Source organism: Acidovorax sp. DMC1 (assembly GCF_056314325.1).
Genome location: NZ_JBQUYO010000003.1, coordinates 63,344 through 79,382, shown reverse-complemented (window position 1 = coordinate 79,382; position 16,039 = coordinate 63,344). Strand labels below are relative to the sequence as shown.

13 protein-coding genes are annotated in these 16,039 nt (G+C 65.5%); all 13 read left to right on the top strand.

Translation table 11 applies throughout. The features are described 5' to 3' along the window. The first annotated feature begins 51 nt into the window (after positions 1-51). The 13 genes from ACT531_RS07740 (at position 52) to otnK (ending at position 16,039) form a co-directional block, all read left to right on the top strand. Positions 52-1,332: a C4-dicarboxylate transporter DctA gene (locus ACT531_RS07740; RefSeq protein WP_476017049.1), complete on the top strand. Its 1,281-nt coding sequence runs from the start codon at positions 52-54 to the stop codon at positions 1,330-1,332. A gap of 37 nt (positions 1,333-1,369) precedes the next feature. After that, the gene (locus ACT531_RS07735; RefSeq protein ID WP_099729440.1) at positions 1,370-2,074 is read left to right on the top strand and encodes a GntR family transcriptional regulator; all 705 of its coding nucleotides are present in this window, start codon (positions 1,370-1,372) and stop codon (positions 2,072-2,074) included. Positions 2,075-2,273: 199 nt separating this feature from the next. Further along, positions 2,274-3,761: a nucleobase:cation symporter-2 family protein gene (locus ACT531_RS07730; protein ID WP_056747391.1), complete on the top strand. Its 1,488-nt coding sequence runs from the start codon at positions 2,274-2,276 to the stop codon at positions 3,759-3,761. A 462-nt stretch (positions 3,762-4,223) separates the two neighbouring features. After that, a complete protein-coding gene (locus ACT531_RS07725) occupies positions 4,224-6,530 on the top strand; it encodes an NADP-dependent malic enzyme (RefSeq protein ID WP_476017048.1) in 2,307 nt (768 codons plus the stop codon). Between the two features lie 278 nt (positions 6,531-6,808). Next, positions 6,809-7,840: an ABC transporter substrate-binding protein gene (locus ACT531_RS07720; protein WP_015012860.1), complete on the top strand. Its 1,032-nt coding sequence runs from the start codon at positions 6,809-6,811 to the stop codon at positions 7,838-7,840. A gap of 72 nt (positions 7,841-7,912) precedes the next feature. After that, positions 7,913-8,737, top strand: coding sequence for an ABC transporter ATP-binding protein (locus ACT531_RS07715; protein ID WP_043566088.1), 825 nt, complete (start codon positions 7,913-7,915; stop codon positions 8,735-8,737). A 24-nt stretch (positions 8,738-8,761) separates the two neighbouring features. After that, a complete protein-coding gene (locus tag ACT531_RS07710) occupies positions 8,762-9,529 on the top strand; it encodes an ABC transporter permease (protein ID WP_060986854.1) in 768 nt (255 codons plus the stop codon). Then, positions 9,522-10,010 carry a nucleoside deaminase gene (locus ACT531_RS07705; protein WP_476017047.1) on the top strand — a complete coding sequence of 163 codons (489 nt, stop codon included), beginning with the start codon at positions 9,522-9,524 and terminating at the stop codon, positions 10,008-10,010. The genes ACT531_RS07710 and ACT531_RS07705 overlap by 8 nt, the downstream gene beginning before the upstream one ends. Positions 10,011-10,140: 130 nt before the next feature. Then, entirely contained in the window at positions 10,141-11,184 is a 1,044-nt protein-coding gene (locus tag ACT531_RS07700) for a patatin-like phospholipase family protein (RefSeq protein WP_476017046.1), read from the top strand. Positions 11,185-11,301: 117 nt separating this feature from the next. Then, a complete protein-coding gene (locus ACT531_RS07695) occupies positions 11,302-12,081 on the top strand; it encodes a FadR/GntR family transcriptional regulator (RefSeq protein WP_476017045.1) in 780 nt (259 codons plus the stop codon). A gap of 373 nt (positions 12,082-12,454) precedes the next feature. Then, positions 12,455-13,822, top strand: coding sequence for a GntP family transporter (locus ACT531_RS07690; protein WP_476017044.1), 1,368 nt, complete (start codon positions 12,455-12,457; stop codon positions 13,820-13,822). A 31-nt stretch (positions 13,823-13,853) separates the two neighbouring features. Further along, a complete protein-coding gene (ltnD, locus tag ACT531_RS07685; protein WP_476017043.1) occupies positions 13,854-14,765 on the top strand; it encodes an L-threonate dehydrogenase in 912 nt (303 codons plus the stop codon). Further along, entirely contained in the window at positions 14,762-16,039 is a 1,278-nt protein-coding gene (gene otnK / locus ACT531_RS07680) for a 3-oxo-tetronate kinase (RefSeq protein ID WP_476017042.1), read from the top strand. Before ltnD ends, otnK begins: the two co-directional genes overlap by 4 nt.

Sequence of the window (16,039 nt, the reverse complement as noted above, 5' to 3'; positions counted from 1 at the left end):
ACAGTTCTTGTATGCAAGATTTGCGTTCAAAAAGCTACTGAAGGAGTTGGCATGCCCCGGTTTTTCAAATCCCTTTTTGGCCAGGTGGTGCTGGCCTTGATAGCCGGTGTGGTGGTGGGCCTTGCGTGGCCCGACACCGCCATCGCGCTCAAGCCCCTGGGTGACGGCTTCATCAAACTCATCAAGATGCTGATCCCGCTCATCGTGTTCTGCGTGGTGGTGCATGGCATCGCAGGCACGGGCGACCTGAAGCGGGTGGGCCGGGTGGGCGTCAAATCGCTGATCTACTTCGAGGTCGTCACTTCCATCGCCCTGGTGCTGGGCCTGGCGCTGGCGTTCTGGTTCGAGCCCGGCGTGGGCATGAACGTGGACCCCAAGGCGCTCGACCCTAAAGCCATGGGTGCCTATGCCGAAAACGCCAGCAAGCTCACCGGGGGCGGCTTTACCGACTTCTTGCTCAAGCTCATCCCCACCACCGCCGTGAGCGCGTTTGCCAACGGCGATGTGCTGCAGGTTCTGCTGTTTTCCATCGTTTTTGGCTGCGCCCTGGCATTGATCGGTGAGCGCGGGGCGCGGGTCACCGGCCTGATCGATGACCTGTCGCATGTGCTGTTCAAGACCATGGGCCTCATCATCAAGCTCGCACCGTTGGGTGTGCTGGGCGCCATCGCGTTCACCGTGGGCAAATACGGCCTGGGTTCCCTCAAGCAGCTGGGCATGCTGGTGGCGCTGTTCTACGCCGCGGTGGTCATCTTCGTCGTGGTGGTGCTGGGCCTCATCATGCGGGTGTCGGGCTTCAGCCTGTTTAAGCTGCTGCGCTATCTGCGCGAGGAACTGGCCGTGGTGTTTGCCACCACGTCGTCCGACAGCGTGCTGCCCCAGATCATGGCCAAGCTCAAGCACATGGGCATCCGCGATTCGACCGTGGGCCTGGTGATCCCCACGGGCTACTCGTTCAACCTGGACGCGTTCTCGATCTACATCACACTGGCCGCCGTGTTCATCGCCCAGGCCACCAACACGCCGATTTCCATGGCCGACCTGCTGACGATCCTGGCGATCTCGCTGGTCACCTCCAAGGGCGCTCACGGCGTGCCCGGCTCGGCCATCGTCGTGCTGGCAGCCACCTTGCAGGCCATCCCCGCCATCCCGGCGATTGGCCTGGTGCTGGTGTTGTCGGTGGACTGGTTCATGGGCATCGCCCGCGCGCTGGGCAACCTCATTGGCAACTGTGTCGCCACCGTGGCCGTGGCAGCCTGGGAAGGCGACATCGACCGCGAACGCGCCCACGCCGTGCTGGATGGTCGCGAGCCACCCTCGCCGCGTGCCTGATCGGGCAAGCCCCGACACAGCACGCGACAATCCGGCCATGAGCATCAACCAGACCCAGATCGCCCAGCAGGTGGTGGAATCCATCCTGGCGCAAAAACTCTCCCCCGGCGAGCGCCTGGGCGAGCAGGAGCTGGCCGATCTGTTCGGCGTGAGCCGCACGCTGGTGCGCGAGGCCCTGATGCAGCTGCAGGCACGGGGCTTTGTGGAAGTGCGCTCGCGCCGGGGCTGGTACGTGGTGGAGCCTTCGGTGGAGGATGCGCGCGACGCGTTCTCCGCCCGGCGCATCATCGAATCGGGCATCCTGGCCGATGCGGGCCGCCCGCTGCAGAGCGTGACCCGCCGCCTGCGTGCGCACATCGCCGACGAACAGCAGGCCATCGAAGGAGCTGACGCTGCCACACGGGCCTTTTTGCTCGCAGATTTCCACGTCTGCCTGGCCGAAGCGATGGGCCACCGCAGCCTGAGCGACATCCTGCGCGACCTCACGGCGCGCACCACCCTGGCCGCGTCGCTGTACCAGTCGCAGCACGCGGCCAGCCAGTCTTGTGCGGAGCATGCCGCCATTGTGGAGGCGCTGGAGGCCGGCAACACCACCCTGGCCCGCGAACGCATGCTCGCCCACATTGGCCATGTGGAAGGCGCCCTCAACCCCGGCCAGCCGCTGGTGCGCGACCGCCTGCGCGAGTCGCTGGCACCGCTGACCAGTCAACGCACCAAGGCTGCATCCACGGACCTGGGCTAGCTGACGCCGGGCACGCCCCGGCCCCTAACCTTCCCATCGCCTGCGTCCACGGCAGGCGGGTACTTTGCTGCGCCCCTCTAAGGGTTAACCGGGATAAGCGCTCTCGGTCATTTTGTATACGATTTTTGTATGGACATCTGTGCACCATTCGGCACAGGTTTCCATTCCGTATTCAAAACCCAACCCCCGAAGGACACCCATGAACCCGCCCGTACACCCCGTGGACGAACACCTGCCCCTGGGGCGACTCACGGCGCTGGGCCTGCAGCATGTGCTGGTGATGTATGCGGGTGCCGTGGCGGTGCCGCTCATCGTGGGCCGTGCGCTCAACCTCACGCCCGACCAGGTAGCCAAGCTGATCTCGGCCGACCTGTTTGTGTGCGGGCTGGTCACGCTGATCCAGGCGCTGGGCGCCTCGCGATGGTTTGGCATTCAGCTGCCGGTAATGATGGGGGTGACCTTTGCCTCGGTGGCGCCCATGATCTCGATGGCGCAGACCACCGGCGGCACCGCCGGGGCCGGGCTGATCTTTGGCTCGGTGATTGGCGCGGGGGTGATCTCCATCCTGATCGCGCCACTGGTGAGCCGCATGCTCCGTTTCTTCCCGCCGGTGGTGACCGGCACCATCATTGCGGTCATCGGCATCAGCCTGATGCGCGTGGGCATCAACTGGATCTTTGGCAACCCCGTGGGCCCCACGGCGCCCAGCGTGCCCAACCCCGAGCACCTCAAGTGGCTGGCCGATGCGCAGGCCGCTGCCGGAGCCCCCGGCTCGTCACTGCCACCGGTTCCCAAGGGGTTTGCGGTGGTGCCCACGGTGCCCAACCCCAAGTACGCCGACCTGACCGGTGTGGGCATCTCGGGCCTGGTGCTGCTGTCCATCCTGCTGATTGCCAAATTTGCCAAGGGCTTCGTCGCCAACATCTCGGTGCTGCTGGGCATCGTCATTGGTGCGGTGGTGGCCGTGGCGCTGGGCATGATGAACTTCGACAAGGTGGCCAAGGCGCAGTGGTTTGACCTGGTGCTGCCGTTCGAGATTGCCGGCCCTGTGTTCGACCCCATCCTGATCCTGACCATGACCCTGGTGATGATCGTGGTCATGATCGAATCCACCGGCATGTTCCTGGCCCTGGGCGAGATGACCGACCGCAAGGTGGACCAGGCCGCCCTCACGCGCGGCCTGCGCACCGATGGCCTGGGCACGCTGCTGGGCGGCATCTTCAACACCTTTCCGTACACCAGCTTCTCGCAGAACGTGGGTCTGGTCGCCGTCACCGGCGTCAAGAGCCGCTTTGTGTGCGTGGCGGGTGGTGTGATCCTGATCGTGCTGGGCGTGCTGCCCAAGATGGCCGCACTGGTCGAGTCGCTGCCCACCATGGTGCTGGGCGGCGCGGGGCTGGTGATGTTCGGCATGGTGGCGGCCACGGGCATCCGCATCCTGGGCGGGGTGGACTTCAAGACCAACCGCTTCAACGCCATGATCGTGGCCGTTTCCATCGGCGTGGGCATGGTGCCGCTGATCGCGCCCAACTTCCGCCAGTGGATGCCGCACGCCATCCACCCGCTGATCGAATCCGGTATCCTCCTGGCCTCGATCACGGCGGTGGCCCTGAACGTTTTCTTCAATGGCGCCAGCCGCGACACCTCCGCCGCTGTCAACGCCGCACGCCAGGCCGACGCCCACTAGCATCCCGCCTGCCCGCTGCCGAAAACCCGCCACCGCCCGCGTGGCCCCGCCCCCTGTCCGCCTCGGCCGCCAGGGGGTTTTGGCTTTAGAGCCTGTTCAAAGTCTTTTTGGAGATCGCATTGGAGTGCAATCGGGAGGAGTGGATGCGTCGGGTGCGCCGCATGGGTTCGTGCCCATGCAAGCAGCCGGGGCGCCAAAACTCCAAGTTCATCGGCCCGATTTCACTCCCACCTTCGGGCAAGTGCCTTGCCGGGCGGTCTGCGGCGGAGCAAAGCTTGCCGATAGCACGGGCTATCGGCAGCGCACCGCGCCTTGCATCCCATCCCGGCAAGGGACTTGTGCGACTCCAAAAAGACTTTGAACAGGCTCTTATGCTGCATCCGCATAAACCTGCATGCCAGCCGCCCACGCCATCGGGTACCCTTGTTTTCGCTTTCCGCCCAGGACTTCCAGGATTTCCGCATGACACAGAACATTTCCGCCGCCGAACAGGCCCTGCGCGACGCTGCGCGCGAATACCACCGCAACCCCACCCGGGGCAAGATTTCGGTCACCCCCACCAAGCCTTTGTCCAACCAGCGCGACCTGTCGCTGGCCTACTCGCCGGGTGTGGCCTACCCGTGCCTCGACATCGCTGCCGACCCCTCCAAGGCGTTTGACTTCACCTCGCGCGGCAACCTGGTTGCGGTGATCACCAACGGCACGGCCGTGCTGGGCCTGGGCGACATCGGCCCACTGGCCAGCAAGCCAGTGATGGAAGGCAAGGGCTGCCTGTTCAAGAAGTTTGCCGGTGTCGATGTGTTCGACATCGAACTGGCCGAGCGCGACCCCGACAAGCTCATCGAGATCATCGCGGCGCTGGAGCCCACGCTGGGCGGCATCAACCTCGAAGACATCAAGGCGCCCGAGTGCTTCTACATCGAGCGCGAACTCAGCAAGCGCATGAACATCCCGGTGTTCCATGACGACCAGCACGGCACGGCCATCATCAGCAGCGCAGCGCTGCTCAACGGCCTGGAGCTGGTGGGCAAGCAGATCGACCAGGTCAAGATTGCCGTGTCGGGCGCGGGCGCTGCCGCCATTGCCTGCCTGAACGTGATGGTGGGCCTGGGCGTGAAGGTCGAGAACATTTTTGTGTGCGACTCCAAGGGCGTGATCTACGAAGGCCGCCCCGGCGGCTACGACGAATCGAAAGCGGCCTACGCGCAAAAGACCGACGCCCGCACGCTGGCCGATGCGGTCAACGGCGCCGACGTGTTCCTGGGCTGCTCGGCCCCCGGCGTGCTCACGGCCGAGATGGTCAAGACCATGGGCCCCAAGCCCATCATCCTGGCCCTGGCGAACCCCGAGCCCGAAATCCGCCCCGAACTGGCCAAGGCCATTCGCCCTGACTGCATCATCGCCACGGGCCGCTCAGACTACCCGAACCAGGTCAACAACGTGCTGTGCTTCCCGTACATCTTCCGCGGCGCGCTGGACTGCGGCGCCACCAAGATCACCGAGGCCATGAAGCTGGCCTGCGTGCGCCAGATCGCCGACCTGGCCAAGGCCGACATCAGCGAAGAAGTGGCCAGCGCCTATGCGGGCAAAGAGCTGACCTTCGGCCCTGACTACCTGATCCCCACGCCGTTCGACTCGCGCCTGATCCTCAAGATCGCGCCCGCCGTGGCCAAGGCCGCCGCCGAGTCCGGCGTGGCCACGCGCCCCATCGAAGACATGGAGGCCTACAAGGAAACGCTGTCGCGCTTTGTCTACCAGACCGGCATGCTGATGCGCCCCGTGATCAACGCGGCCAAGGCCCTGCCCGATGCGCAAAAGCGCGTGGCCTACGCCGACGGTGAAGACGAGCGCGCCCTGCGCGCCGCGCAGATGGCGATTGACGACAAGATCGCCCACCCCATCCTCATCGGCCGCCCCGCCGTGATTGCCGCGCGCATTGCCAAGGCCGGCCTGCGCATGCAGCTGGGCAAGGACGTGGAGGTGTGCAACCCTGAGGACGACCCGCGCTTCCGCCAGTACTGGGAGCACTACCACCAGCTCATGAAGCGCAACGGTGCCTCGCCCGAAGTGGCCAAGGCCGCCGTGCGCCGGTCCAACACCATCATCGCCTCGCTGATGGTCACGCTGGGTGATGCCGACGCCATGATCTGCGGCCTGGTGGGTACGTACGAGACGCACCTGGAGCGCATCCACAGCATCATCGGCCGCCAGGAAGGCGCCAACAACTACGCCGCGCTGAACGCGCTGATGACCAACCGGGGCACGCTGTTCATTGCCGACACCTACGTGAATGAAGACCCCACGGCCCAGCAGCTGGCCGACATCGCCTGGATGTCGGTGCAGGAGGTGCAGCGCTTTGGCATCCCGCCCAAGGTCGCCTTCCTGTCGCACTCCAGCTACGGCTCGTCCAAGCGCGCATCGGCCCGCAAGATGCGCGAGGCGCGCGACCTGTTCGTGGCCGCCCACCCCGAGATCGAGTGCGACGGCGAGCTGCACGGCGATGCCGCGCTGGAGCCGAACATCCGCAACGCCTACATGGCGGACTCGACCCTGACGGACTCAGCCAATCTGCTGATCTGCCCCAACCTGGATGCCGCCAACATCCTCTACAACGTGCTCAAGACCACCACCAGCGGTGGCGTCACCGTGGGCCCCATCCTGATGGGCGCCGCTGCCACGGCCTACATCCTGACCCCGGCCGCCACCGTGCGCCGCGTGCTCAACATGACGGCCCTGGCCGTGGCCAGCGCTGCCACCCGGCCGCGCTGAAAGTACCGTGCCGGCCTTGCGCTGGCCGGCCTGCACACCGAGTCAACGGGGCCCCTGGGCCCCGTTTTTTTATGCGTGCGACAACCCCTTGCACTGCACTCGCACCATTTCGGGAAACCCAGCATGCTGGCATGCACCACTTCGGTGAACAATGGGGCACGGCAAAACACCCGCATCCGCAAACCGGGCATCGTTTTTGCTGACTGCAGGTGCATGGCCCCTGGATGGGGCCAACACCTTCCCTCACCGCATTTCCCCTAGCCCGACAGGAGCCCCGAATGAAAAAAAGACTGTTCATGCAAACCGCCGCCGCCCTGGCCCTGATCGGCAGCGCATCGCTGGCCCAGGCGCAGGCCACCACGCCCATCAAGTTCCAGCTGGACTGGCGTTTTGAAGGCCCTGCGGCGCTGTTCCTGCAACCCGTGGCCAAGGGCTACTTCAAGGCCGCTGGCCTCGACGTAACGGTGGATGCGGGCAACGGCTCCGGCGGTGCGGTGCAGCGCGTGGCATCGGGCACGTACGACATGGGTTTTGCCGACCTGGCCGCCGTGATGGAGTTCCACGCCAACAACCCCGACGCGCAGAACAAGCCCGTGGCGGTGATGGTGGTCTACAACAACACGCCCGCCTCGGTCATGGCGCTGAAAAAGAGCGGCATCACCAAGCCCGCCGACCTGGCCGGCAAGAAGCTGGGCGCCCCCGTGTTTGACGCAGGCCGCCGCGCGTTCCCCATCTTCCAGAAGGCCAACGGCATCGGCGCCGTGACCTGGACCGCCATGGACCCACCACTGCGCGAAACCATGCTGGTGCGCGGTGACGTGGACGCCATCACCGGCTTCACCTTCACCTCGCTGCTCAACCTGGAAGCCCGGGGCGCCAAGGCCGCCGATGTGGTGGTGCTGCCCTATGCCGACTTTGGTGTGAAGCTGTACGGCAACGTGATCATCGCCAGCCCCAAGCTCATCAAGGAGAACCCGGGCGCCATCAAGGCGTTCCTGTCAGCGTTCACCAAGGGCGCCAAGGAAGTCATAGCCAACCCCGCTGCGTCCATCGAATACGTGAAGGCGCGCGACGGTATCGTGAACGTGCCGCTCGAAACCCGCCGCCTGCAGCTGGCCATCGACACCGTGATCAACAGCCCCGACGCGCGCGCCGAGGGCTTTGGCCAGCTCAAGCCCGGCCGCCTCTCGCTGATGGCGTCGCAGGTGTCCGATGCGTTCAACACCAAGACCCGTGTGAACGCCGACGATGTGTGGAACGCCAGCTTCTTGCCCAGTGCTGCCGAGCTGAACATCCTGCCCAAGAAGTAATTACTATTAATTTGATAGCTGCAAGCGCATGATTGACTATCGCTTGCGGCCATTCTGAGCATAAAAACTTCCATGCAGGCTGCTGACAACTATTTTGTGGACTTCCGGGACGTCTGGCTCGCCTACAACGACGAGCTGCGCGCCAAGAACCAGTTTGCGGTCGAAGCCATCGACCTGCAGGTGCGGCGCGGCGAGTTCATCGCCATCGTCGGCCCCTCGGGCTGTGGCAAGTCCACCTTCATGAAGCTGGCCACGGGGCTGAAGATGCCGTCGATGGGCAAGATCCTCATCGACGGCCAGCCGGTGACGGGGCCGCTCAAGGTGTCGGGCATGGCCTTCCAGGCGCCTTCGCTGCTGCCCTGGCGCACCACGGTGGACAACGTGCTGCTGCCGCTCGAAATCGTTGAGCCCTACCGCAGCCACTTCAAGCAAAAGCGCAAGGAATACGAAGAGCGCGCCCGCAAGCTGCTGCAAAAGGTGGGCCTCGCGGGCTATGAAGACAAATTCCCCTGGCAGCTCTCGGGCGGCATGCAGCAGCGCGCCAGCATCTGCCGCGCGCTGATCCACGAACCCAAGATGCTGCTGCTGGACGAGCCCTTCGGCGCACTCGATGCCTTCACCCGCGAGGAACTGTGGTGCATCCTGCGCGACCTGTGGACCGAGCAGCAGTTCAACGTGATCCTGGTCACGCACGACCTGCGCGAGTCGGTCTTCCTGGCCGACACGGTGTATGTGATGAGCAAGAGCCCCGGCCGGTTTGTGGTGCGCAAGGAGATCGAGCTGCCCCGCCCGCGCGACCTGGAAGTGACCTACACCAAGGAGTTCACCGACATCGTGCACGAGCTGCGCGGCCACATCGGTGCCCTGCGAAAAGCAGGCGCGCCCATCCAGCAATAAGAACAAAGAAAGCGCCTCATCCCTATGCACAAGAAAACCGTGGAGCGCTGGTCCCCCTGGATCCTGCTCGTCGCCACCATCCTGCTGTGGCAAATCATCTGCTCGGCCTTCAGCATCCCTGAATACCTGTTCCCCAGCCCCTGGGCCATCGGCGTGCAGCTGGTGGAGTTCAGCGGCGTCATCGCAGGCCATGCCTGGCGCACCTTCTGGGTCACCATGGCGGGCTTCGGCATCGCCATCGTCGTGGGTGTGCTGCTGGGCTTTGTGATCGGCAGCTCGCGCATCGCCTATGCCGCCGTGTACCCACTGATGACGGCCTTCAACGCGCTGCCCAAGGCCGCCTTTGTGCCCATCCTGGTGGTGTGGTTCGGCATCGGCGTGGGCCCGGCCATCCTCACGGCGTTCCTCATCAGCTTCTTCCCCATCATGGTCAACATCGCCACGGGCCTCGCCACGCTGGAGCCCGAGCTGGAAGACGTGCTGCGCGTGCTGGGCGCCAAGCGCTGGGACGTGCTGACCAAGGTGGGGCTGCCCCGCTCCATGCCGTACTTCTACGGCTCGCTCAAGGTGGCCATCACGCTGGCCTTTGTGGGCACCACCGTGTCGGAAATGACCGCGGCCAACGAAGGCATCGGCTACCTGCTGATCAGCGCAGGCTCGTCCATGCAGATGGGCTTGGCCTTTGCAGGCCTGATGGTGGTGGGCGCCATGGCCATGGTGATGTACGAGCTGTTCAGCTGGATCGAAAAACGCACCACGGGCTGGGCGCACCGGGGCTCCCAGGGTGAATAACACGTCCGTGTTGAGCGATGCACAGGCAGCCGCACTGCTGCGCCGCGCCAACGCCGTAGCTCAACGCGCCAAGGACATGGGCCGCCACCCTTTTGGCGCGCTGCTCGTTGCGCCCGATGGCGAAACCGTGCTGGCCGAGCAGGGCAACATCGACACGGTGAACCACGCCGAGAGCACGCTGGCGCGCACGGCGGCGGCCAACTACCCCGGCGCCTATCTGGCCCAGTGCACGCTGGTCACCACCTTCGAGCCCTGCGCCATGTGTGCGGGCACCATCTACTGGTCGGGCATCGGCCGCGTGCTGTATGGCGCCGAAGAAACCGCCCTGCTCGCCCTGACGGGCGACCACCCCGAGAACCCCACGCTGGCCCTGCCCTGCCGCACGGTATTTGCTAGCGGCCAGCGCCCCACCGAGGTACTGGGTCCGGTGCCCGCACTGCAGGACGAGATCACGGCCCTGCACCGCGATTTCTGGCGGTAGCGGGCTCTGGCGCTTGTACATCAAGCGCAAGCAGCTCCTCTTTCAGTAGCAAAAGACACCATCAACGGGTGCCGCGGCACCCTGCCGCTATACTGCCCGCCCCGTTTGGACGACAGCAGGATCACACCGCATGCGCTTGACCCATCTTTTGTGCCTTCTGGCCCTTGGGGCCGCAGCAGGTCTGTCTGCATGCGGCGGCACCGCGCCGACCCAGCCAGCGGCGGGCGATGCCACCCCGGTCGCAGCGACCCCATCCACCACGCCCCCCATCCGCATCGGCATCGCCCTGGGCGGGGGTGCGGCCAAGGGCTTTGCGCACATTGGCGTGATCAAGATGCTGGAGGCCAACGGCCTGGCGCCCGCCGTGGTCTCGGGCACCAGCGCAGGCAGCGTGGTCGGCGCGTTGTATGCCAGCGGCATGAATGCCTTCGAGATGCAGGAAAAGGCCGTGGCGCTGGACGAAGCCAAGATCCGCGACCTGCAGCTCTCGTCCGGCGGCCTGGTGCTGGGGCAGAAGCTGGAAGACTATGTGAACGAGCAGGTGCGCCGCAAACCGCTGGAGCAGATGGCCAAGCCCTTTGTTGTCGTCGCCACCCGACTGGAGGACGGTGAGCGCACTGTGTTTGCACGCGGCAACACCGGTCAGGCCGTGCGCGCATCAAGCAGCGTGCCGGGCGTGTTCCAGCCCGTCACCATCGGCAAGTACCACTTTGTGGATGGCGGCATCGTGAGCCCCGTGCCGGTGGATGCCGCACGCCAGCTGGGTGCCGACATCGTGATTGCCGTGGACATCTCCAACAAGGCCCGGGGCCAGACGCCCGGCAACATGCTGGGCGCGCTGAACCAGTCGATTGCCATCATGGGCCAGAAGCTGGGCCAGGCAGAGCTGGCGCGGGCCGATGTGATCGTCCGCCCGCAGGTGCTGGACATCGGTGCCGCCGACTTCAGCCAGCGCGCCAATGCCATCGTGGAAGGCGAAAAGGCCGCGCTGGCCGTGATGCCGCAGATCCGCGAGCGCGTGGCCCAGCTCCAAGCCGAGCGCAGCAAGGCGGCGGCGCAGGCCCAGCAGAAGGCGGCCGAGGCGCAGTACCAGGCCTGCCTGGACAACCGCAGCCGGCTGCAGAAGCTGGCGGGCCTGGCCAAGCTGGACGACTCCTGCCCGGCGCCTAAGTAGAGCAGTCAACAAACCCTTCCGGCACAGCGCCCTTCGGGTAAAGTCCATTGCGCCCAACGCCTGCCCGCACCACCCGGCAACGCGTTCATGCCCCCCACTGCCCGCGCCACCCATTCCATGTCTTCGCCCTTCTCCGCCGTCAAACCCAGCGCCAAGCTCTCCGACCAGGTGGCCAGCGCGCTGGAGGCCGAGATCCGCGCGGGCCGCATCCAGGCAGCGCAAAAGCTACCCACCGAGGCCGTGTTGGCACAGCAGTTCCAGGTGAGCCGCACCGTAGTGCGCGAGGCCATCTCGCGCCTCAAGTCTTTGGGGCTGGTGGACTCTCGCCAGGGCAGTGGCGTGTATGTGCTGGCGCCGGGCATCGAGCCGCTGCAGTTTGATGTGCCCCTTGCCGCATCGCGCGAGGCGGTGATGCAGATTGTGGAAGTGCGCCGTGCGCTCGAAGCCGAGGTGGCCGAGCTGGCGGCCCTGCGCCGCACCGATGACGACATGGCCGCCATCCGCGCCGCCATGCAGCACATTGCAGACGCCGTGCGCGCAGGCCGCGATGGGGTGGAAGAAGACGTGCTATTCCACCGCGCCATTGCCCAGGCGGCGGGCAACCCGTTCATGATCAGCACGCTGGACTATCTGGCCCAGTTTCTCAAAGGCGCCACGCGTGTGACCCGCGCCAACGAGGCGCGGCGCACCGACTTTGCCGATGCGGTGACCCACGAGCACACCCACATCGTGCGCGCCATCGAGGCGGGCGACCCGGTGGCTGCGCGGGCGGCTGCAGCCCAGCACATGAAGAATGCACTCGCCCGCATCGAGCAGGCCGACCTGTCGTTCTGGGCCCAGGACGGCGCGCGGCTGGCCCAGCCGCTGGTGGCGGCATCTACACCGCTGGTGTTCTGAGCTGCATCGCAGAGATGCCTGCGCGACGGGCTTGAGCGCGTCTGCGTTAGCGGCATAGCACGCATCCGTGTGAGGCCTGTGGCATGGCGGCGGCGGGGCTTGCACCCCGGCCGCATTGTTGATTTGCTATCTATTTGGTAGCTACTCAGGCATATTGCACTAGCGCTGGAGCACCAAAATGCCTCAAAAGCGCGTCACCCACCCTCTCCACGCACTGGCACACGCGGGTTAACCCGTAGGAGTACAGATCGCAATAATTTGTATGATAACCATATAAACAGATCAAACCGGGTGCGCCCAGCCTTCCTCAACAGGCCGTTTTCAGCGGCCTCCGTCTGGGCCTGCCCCCTTCCATCCCGGAGATACCCCGTTCATGTCCACCCTCGCACTTCTCGGCATCGGCGCCGGCAGCATTGGCCTGCTCCTGTTGCTCATCATCCGCTGGCAGGTCCACGCTTTCGTGGCGATGATGCTGGTGAGCTTTCTGGTGGCGTTTGCCACGGGCATGCCCATTGGCGACATCATCAGCACGCTGATTGCGGGCATGGGCGGCACGCTGGGGTCGGTGGCCATCCTGGTGGCGCTGGGCTCCATGCTGGGGCGCATGATCGAGGTCTCGGGCGGTGCGGCCAGCCTGGCCAACCGCTTCACGCAGCTGCTGGGCCCCACACGGGTGCCCATGGCCCTCACGGCCGCAGCGCTGGTTCTGGCCATCCCGGTGTTTTTTGACGTGGGCTTCATCATCCTGGTGCCCATCGTCTACGGCTTTTGCAAGGCAGCGGGCGTCAACCCCATCAAGTTCGGCCTGCCCGTGGCGGGCATCATGCTGGCTGCGCACGTGGTGGTGCCACCGCACCCCGGCATCGTGGGCGGGGCGGCCATCGTCAAGGGCGACATTGGCTGGATCACCATCATTGGCCTGGCCATCTGCATCCCGCTGGCGGCGCTGTCGCAGGTCGTGGCGGGCTGGCTCAATCGCAAGGGCTACCCCATGCTGCCCACCACGGCCGAGCAGTTTGCGGCCTTTGGCAACAGCGAAGACAGCAAGACCAGCAAAGCAAGCGCTGCTCCAAGCGTGGGCACCATCATGGCGCTGATCATCATTCCCCTGGCCCTCATCATGGCGGGCACCACCGGCGCCACGCTGCTGCCCAAGGGTGACAACCTGCGCAACGTGCTGGGCTTCATCGGCTCGCCCATCTTTGCGCTGATGGTGGCCGTGGGCCTGGCGATGTTTCTGCTGGGCCGCAACCAGGGCTGGAACCGCGAGCGCACCAACGCCATCATGGAATCCGCCCTGCCCCCTGCTGCCACCGTGATCCTGGTGACGGGCGCAGGCGGCGTGTTTGCCAAGGTGCTCACGGCCAGCGGTATTGGCGCTGCGCTGTCGCAAAGCCTCACCGCTACCCATCTGCCGCTCATCCTGCTGGCGTTCATCATCTCTCTGGCCCTGCGCGCTGCCCAAGGCTCGGCCACCGTGGCCATCATCACCACCTGCGGGCTGCTGGCCGATGCGATGGCGGGTGGCGGGTATTCCCCCTTGCAAGTGGCGCTGCTCACGGTTGCCATTGGCTTTGGCAGCCTGGGCCTGTCGCACGTCAACGATTCGGGCTTCTGGATCGTGACCCGCTACCTGGGCTTGAGCGTGGGCGATGGCCTGCGCACCTGGACCGTGCTGACCACCGTGCTGGGCCTTGCGGGCTTTGCCCTGACTGCCCTGCTGTGGGTGGCCGTTGCCTGATTTTTCCTCTTTGCTCTAGAAAGACACCACTATGACCCAACCCACCGTCGGCATCATCGGCCTGGGCGCCATGGGCGTTGGCATTGCCAAGACCCTGCGCAACAACGGTTTCACCATCCACGTGTGCGACGTGCGCCCCGGCGTGGCCGATGCCTTTGTGGCCGACGGCGGCACGGCACACGCCACCACCGCTGCATTGGCAGCGGTGAGTGATGTGGTGGTGTCGGTGGTGGTCAACGCCGCGCAGACCGAGAGCGTGCTGTTTGGCGACGATGGCCAAAGCGGCGCAGCCAGCACCATGCGCCCCGGCAGCACCTTTGTGATGTGCTCCACGGTGGACCCAAACTGGTCGGTGGCACTGGAAGCGCGCCTGAACGCCCTGGGCCTGCACTATGTGGACGCGCCTATCTCCGGCGGCGCAGCCAAGGCAGCGTCGGGCCAGATGACGATGATGACCTCGGCCAAGCCAGAGGCCTATGCCGCGGCCAACGCCGTGCTCGACGGCATGGCCGGTAAGGTGTACCGCCTGGGCGACAAGGCGGGCGCGGGCAGCAAGGTCAAGATCATCAACCAACTGCTGGCCGGTGTGCACATTGCCGTGGCCGCCGAAGCCATGGCCCTGGGCCTGCGCGAAGGCGTGGAAGCCAGCGCCTTGTATGAAGTGATCACGAACAGCGCGGGCAACAGCTGGATGTTTGAAAACCGCATGGCCCATGTGCTGGCGGGCGACTACACGCCGCTGTCGGCCGTCGATATTTTTGTGAAAGACCTGGGCCTGGTGCTGGACACCGCACGCGCCAGCAAATTCCCCCTGCCGCTGGCCGCCACCGCACACCAGATGTTCATGCAAGCCTCCACCGCAGGCTTTGCCAAGGAAGACGACAGCGCCGTGATCAAGATCTTCCCCGGCATTACGCTCCCCGAAGGGAAGGACAAGGCATGACACGCGCACGAGCACTGCTGGGCTGCATTGCCGATGACTTCACCGGCGCGACCGACCTGGCCAACAACCTGGTGCGCGCCGGCATGCGCGTGGTGCAGGCCATGGGCGTGCCCACGGCACCGCTGGATACCGAGGCCGATGCGATCGTGGTCGCACTCAAGTCGCGCACCATTCCCAAGGACGAAGCGATTTCCCAGTCCCTGGCCGCGCTGCAGTGGCTGCAGGCGCAGGGCGCCGAGCAAATCTATTTCAAGTACTGCTCCACCTTTGACAGCACGGCCGAAGGCAACATCGGCCCCGTGACCGATGCGCTGATGCAGGCGCTGGGCACCGACTTCACCATCGCCACGCCCGCCTTCCCCGACAACAAGCGCACCGTGTTCAAGGGCTACCTGTTTGTGGGCGATGTGCTGCTCAACGAAAGCGGCATGCAGAACCACCCGCTCACGCCCATGGCCGACCCCAACCTGGTGCGCGTGCTGCAGGCACAAACACCCAGCCGCGTGGGCTTGATCGACCACAGCGTGGTCGCACAGGGCGAGGCCGCCATCCGCGCACGCATCGATCAACTCAAGGCCGAGGGCGTGCGCATGGCCGTGGTGGATGCGGTGTCGAACGCCGACCTGATGCGCCTGGGCCCTGCCCTCAAGGGCATGCCGCTGGTCACCGCAGGCTCGGGCGTGGCCATTGGCATGCCGGGCAACTTTGGTGTGGCCCCCAGCAACGAGGCCGCCCGCCTGCCTGCCGCGCAGGGCCTGCAGGCCATCGTGTCGGGCAGCTGCTCGGTGGCGACCAACCAGCAGGTGATGGATTTCATCAAGGCGGGCAAGCCCGCTCTGGCCATCGACCCGCTGCGCATCGCCGCAGGGGTGGACGTGGCCGCCGAAGCGCTGGCCTGGGCCGAAAGCCATATTGGCAACGGCCCGGTGCTGGTGTATTCCACCGCCGAGCCCTCGGCCGTGCGCGCCATTCAAGGCAAGCTGGGTTCCGAGAAAGCCGGAGCCATGGTGGAAGACACCATTGCCTCCATTGCACGCGGCCTGGTGCAGCGCGATGTGCGCCAGCTCATCGTGGCGGGTGGCGAAACATCCGGCGCCTGCGTGCAGGTACTGGGCATCACGCAGATGCGTATTGGCGCGCAGATTGACCCCGGCGTGCCGTGGTGCCATGCAGTGGCCCCCGACGCCAAGGACGGGCTGCACATCACGCTGAAGTCGGGCAATTTTGGCAGCACCGACTTTTTCACCAAGGCTTTTGCACAATTGCAGGCATGA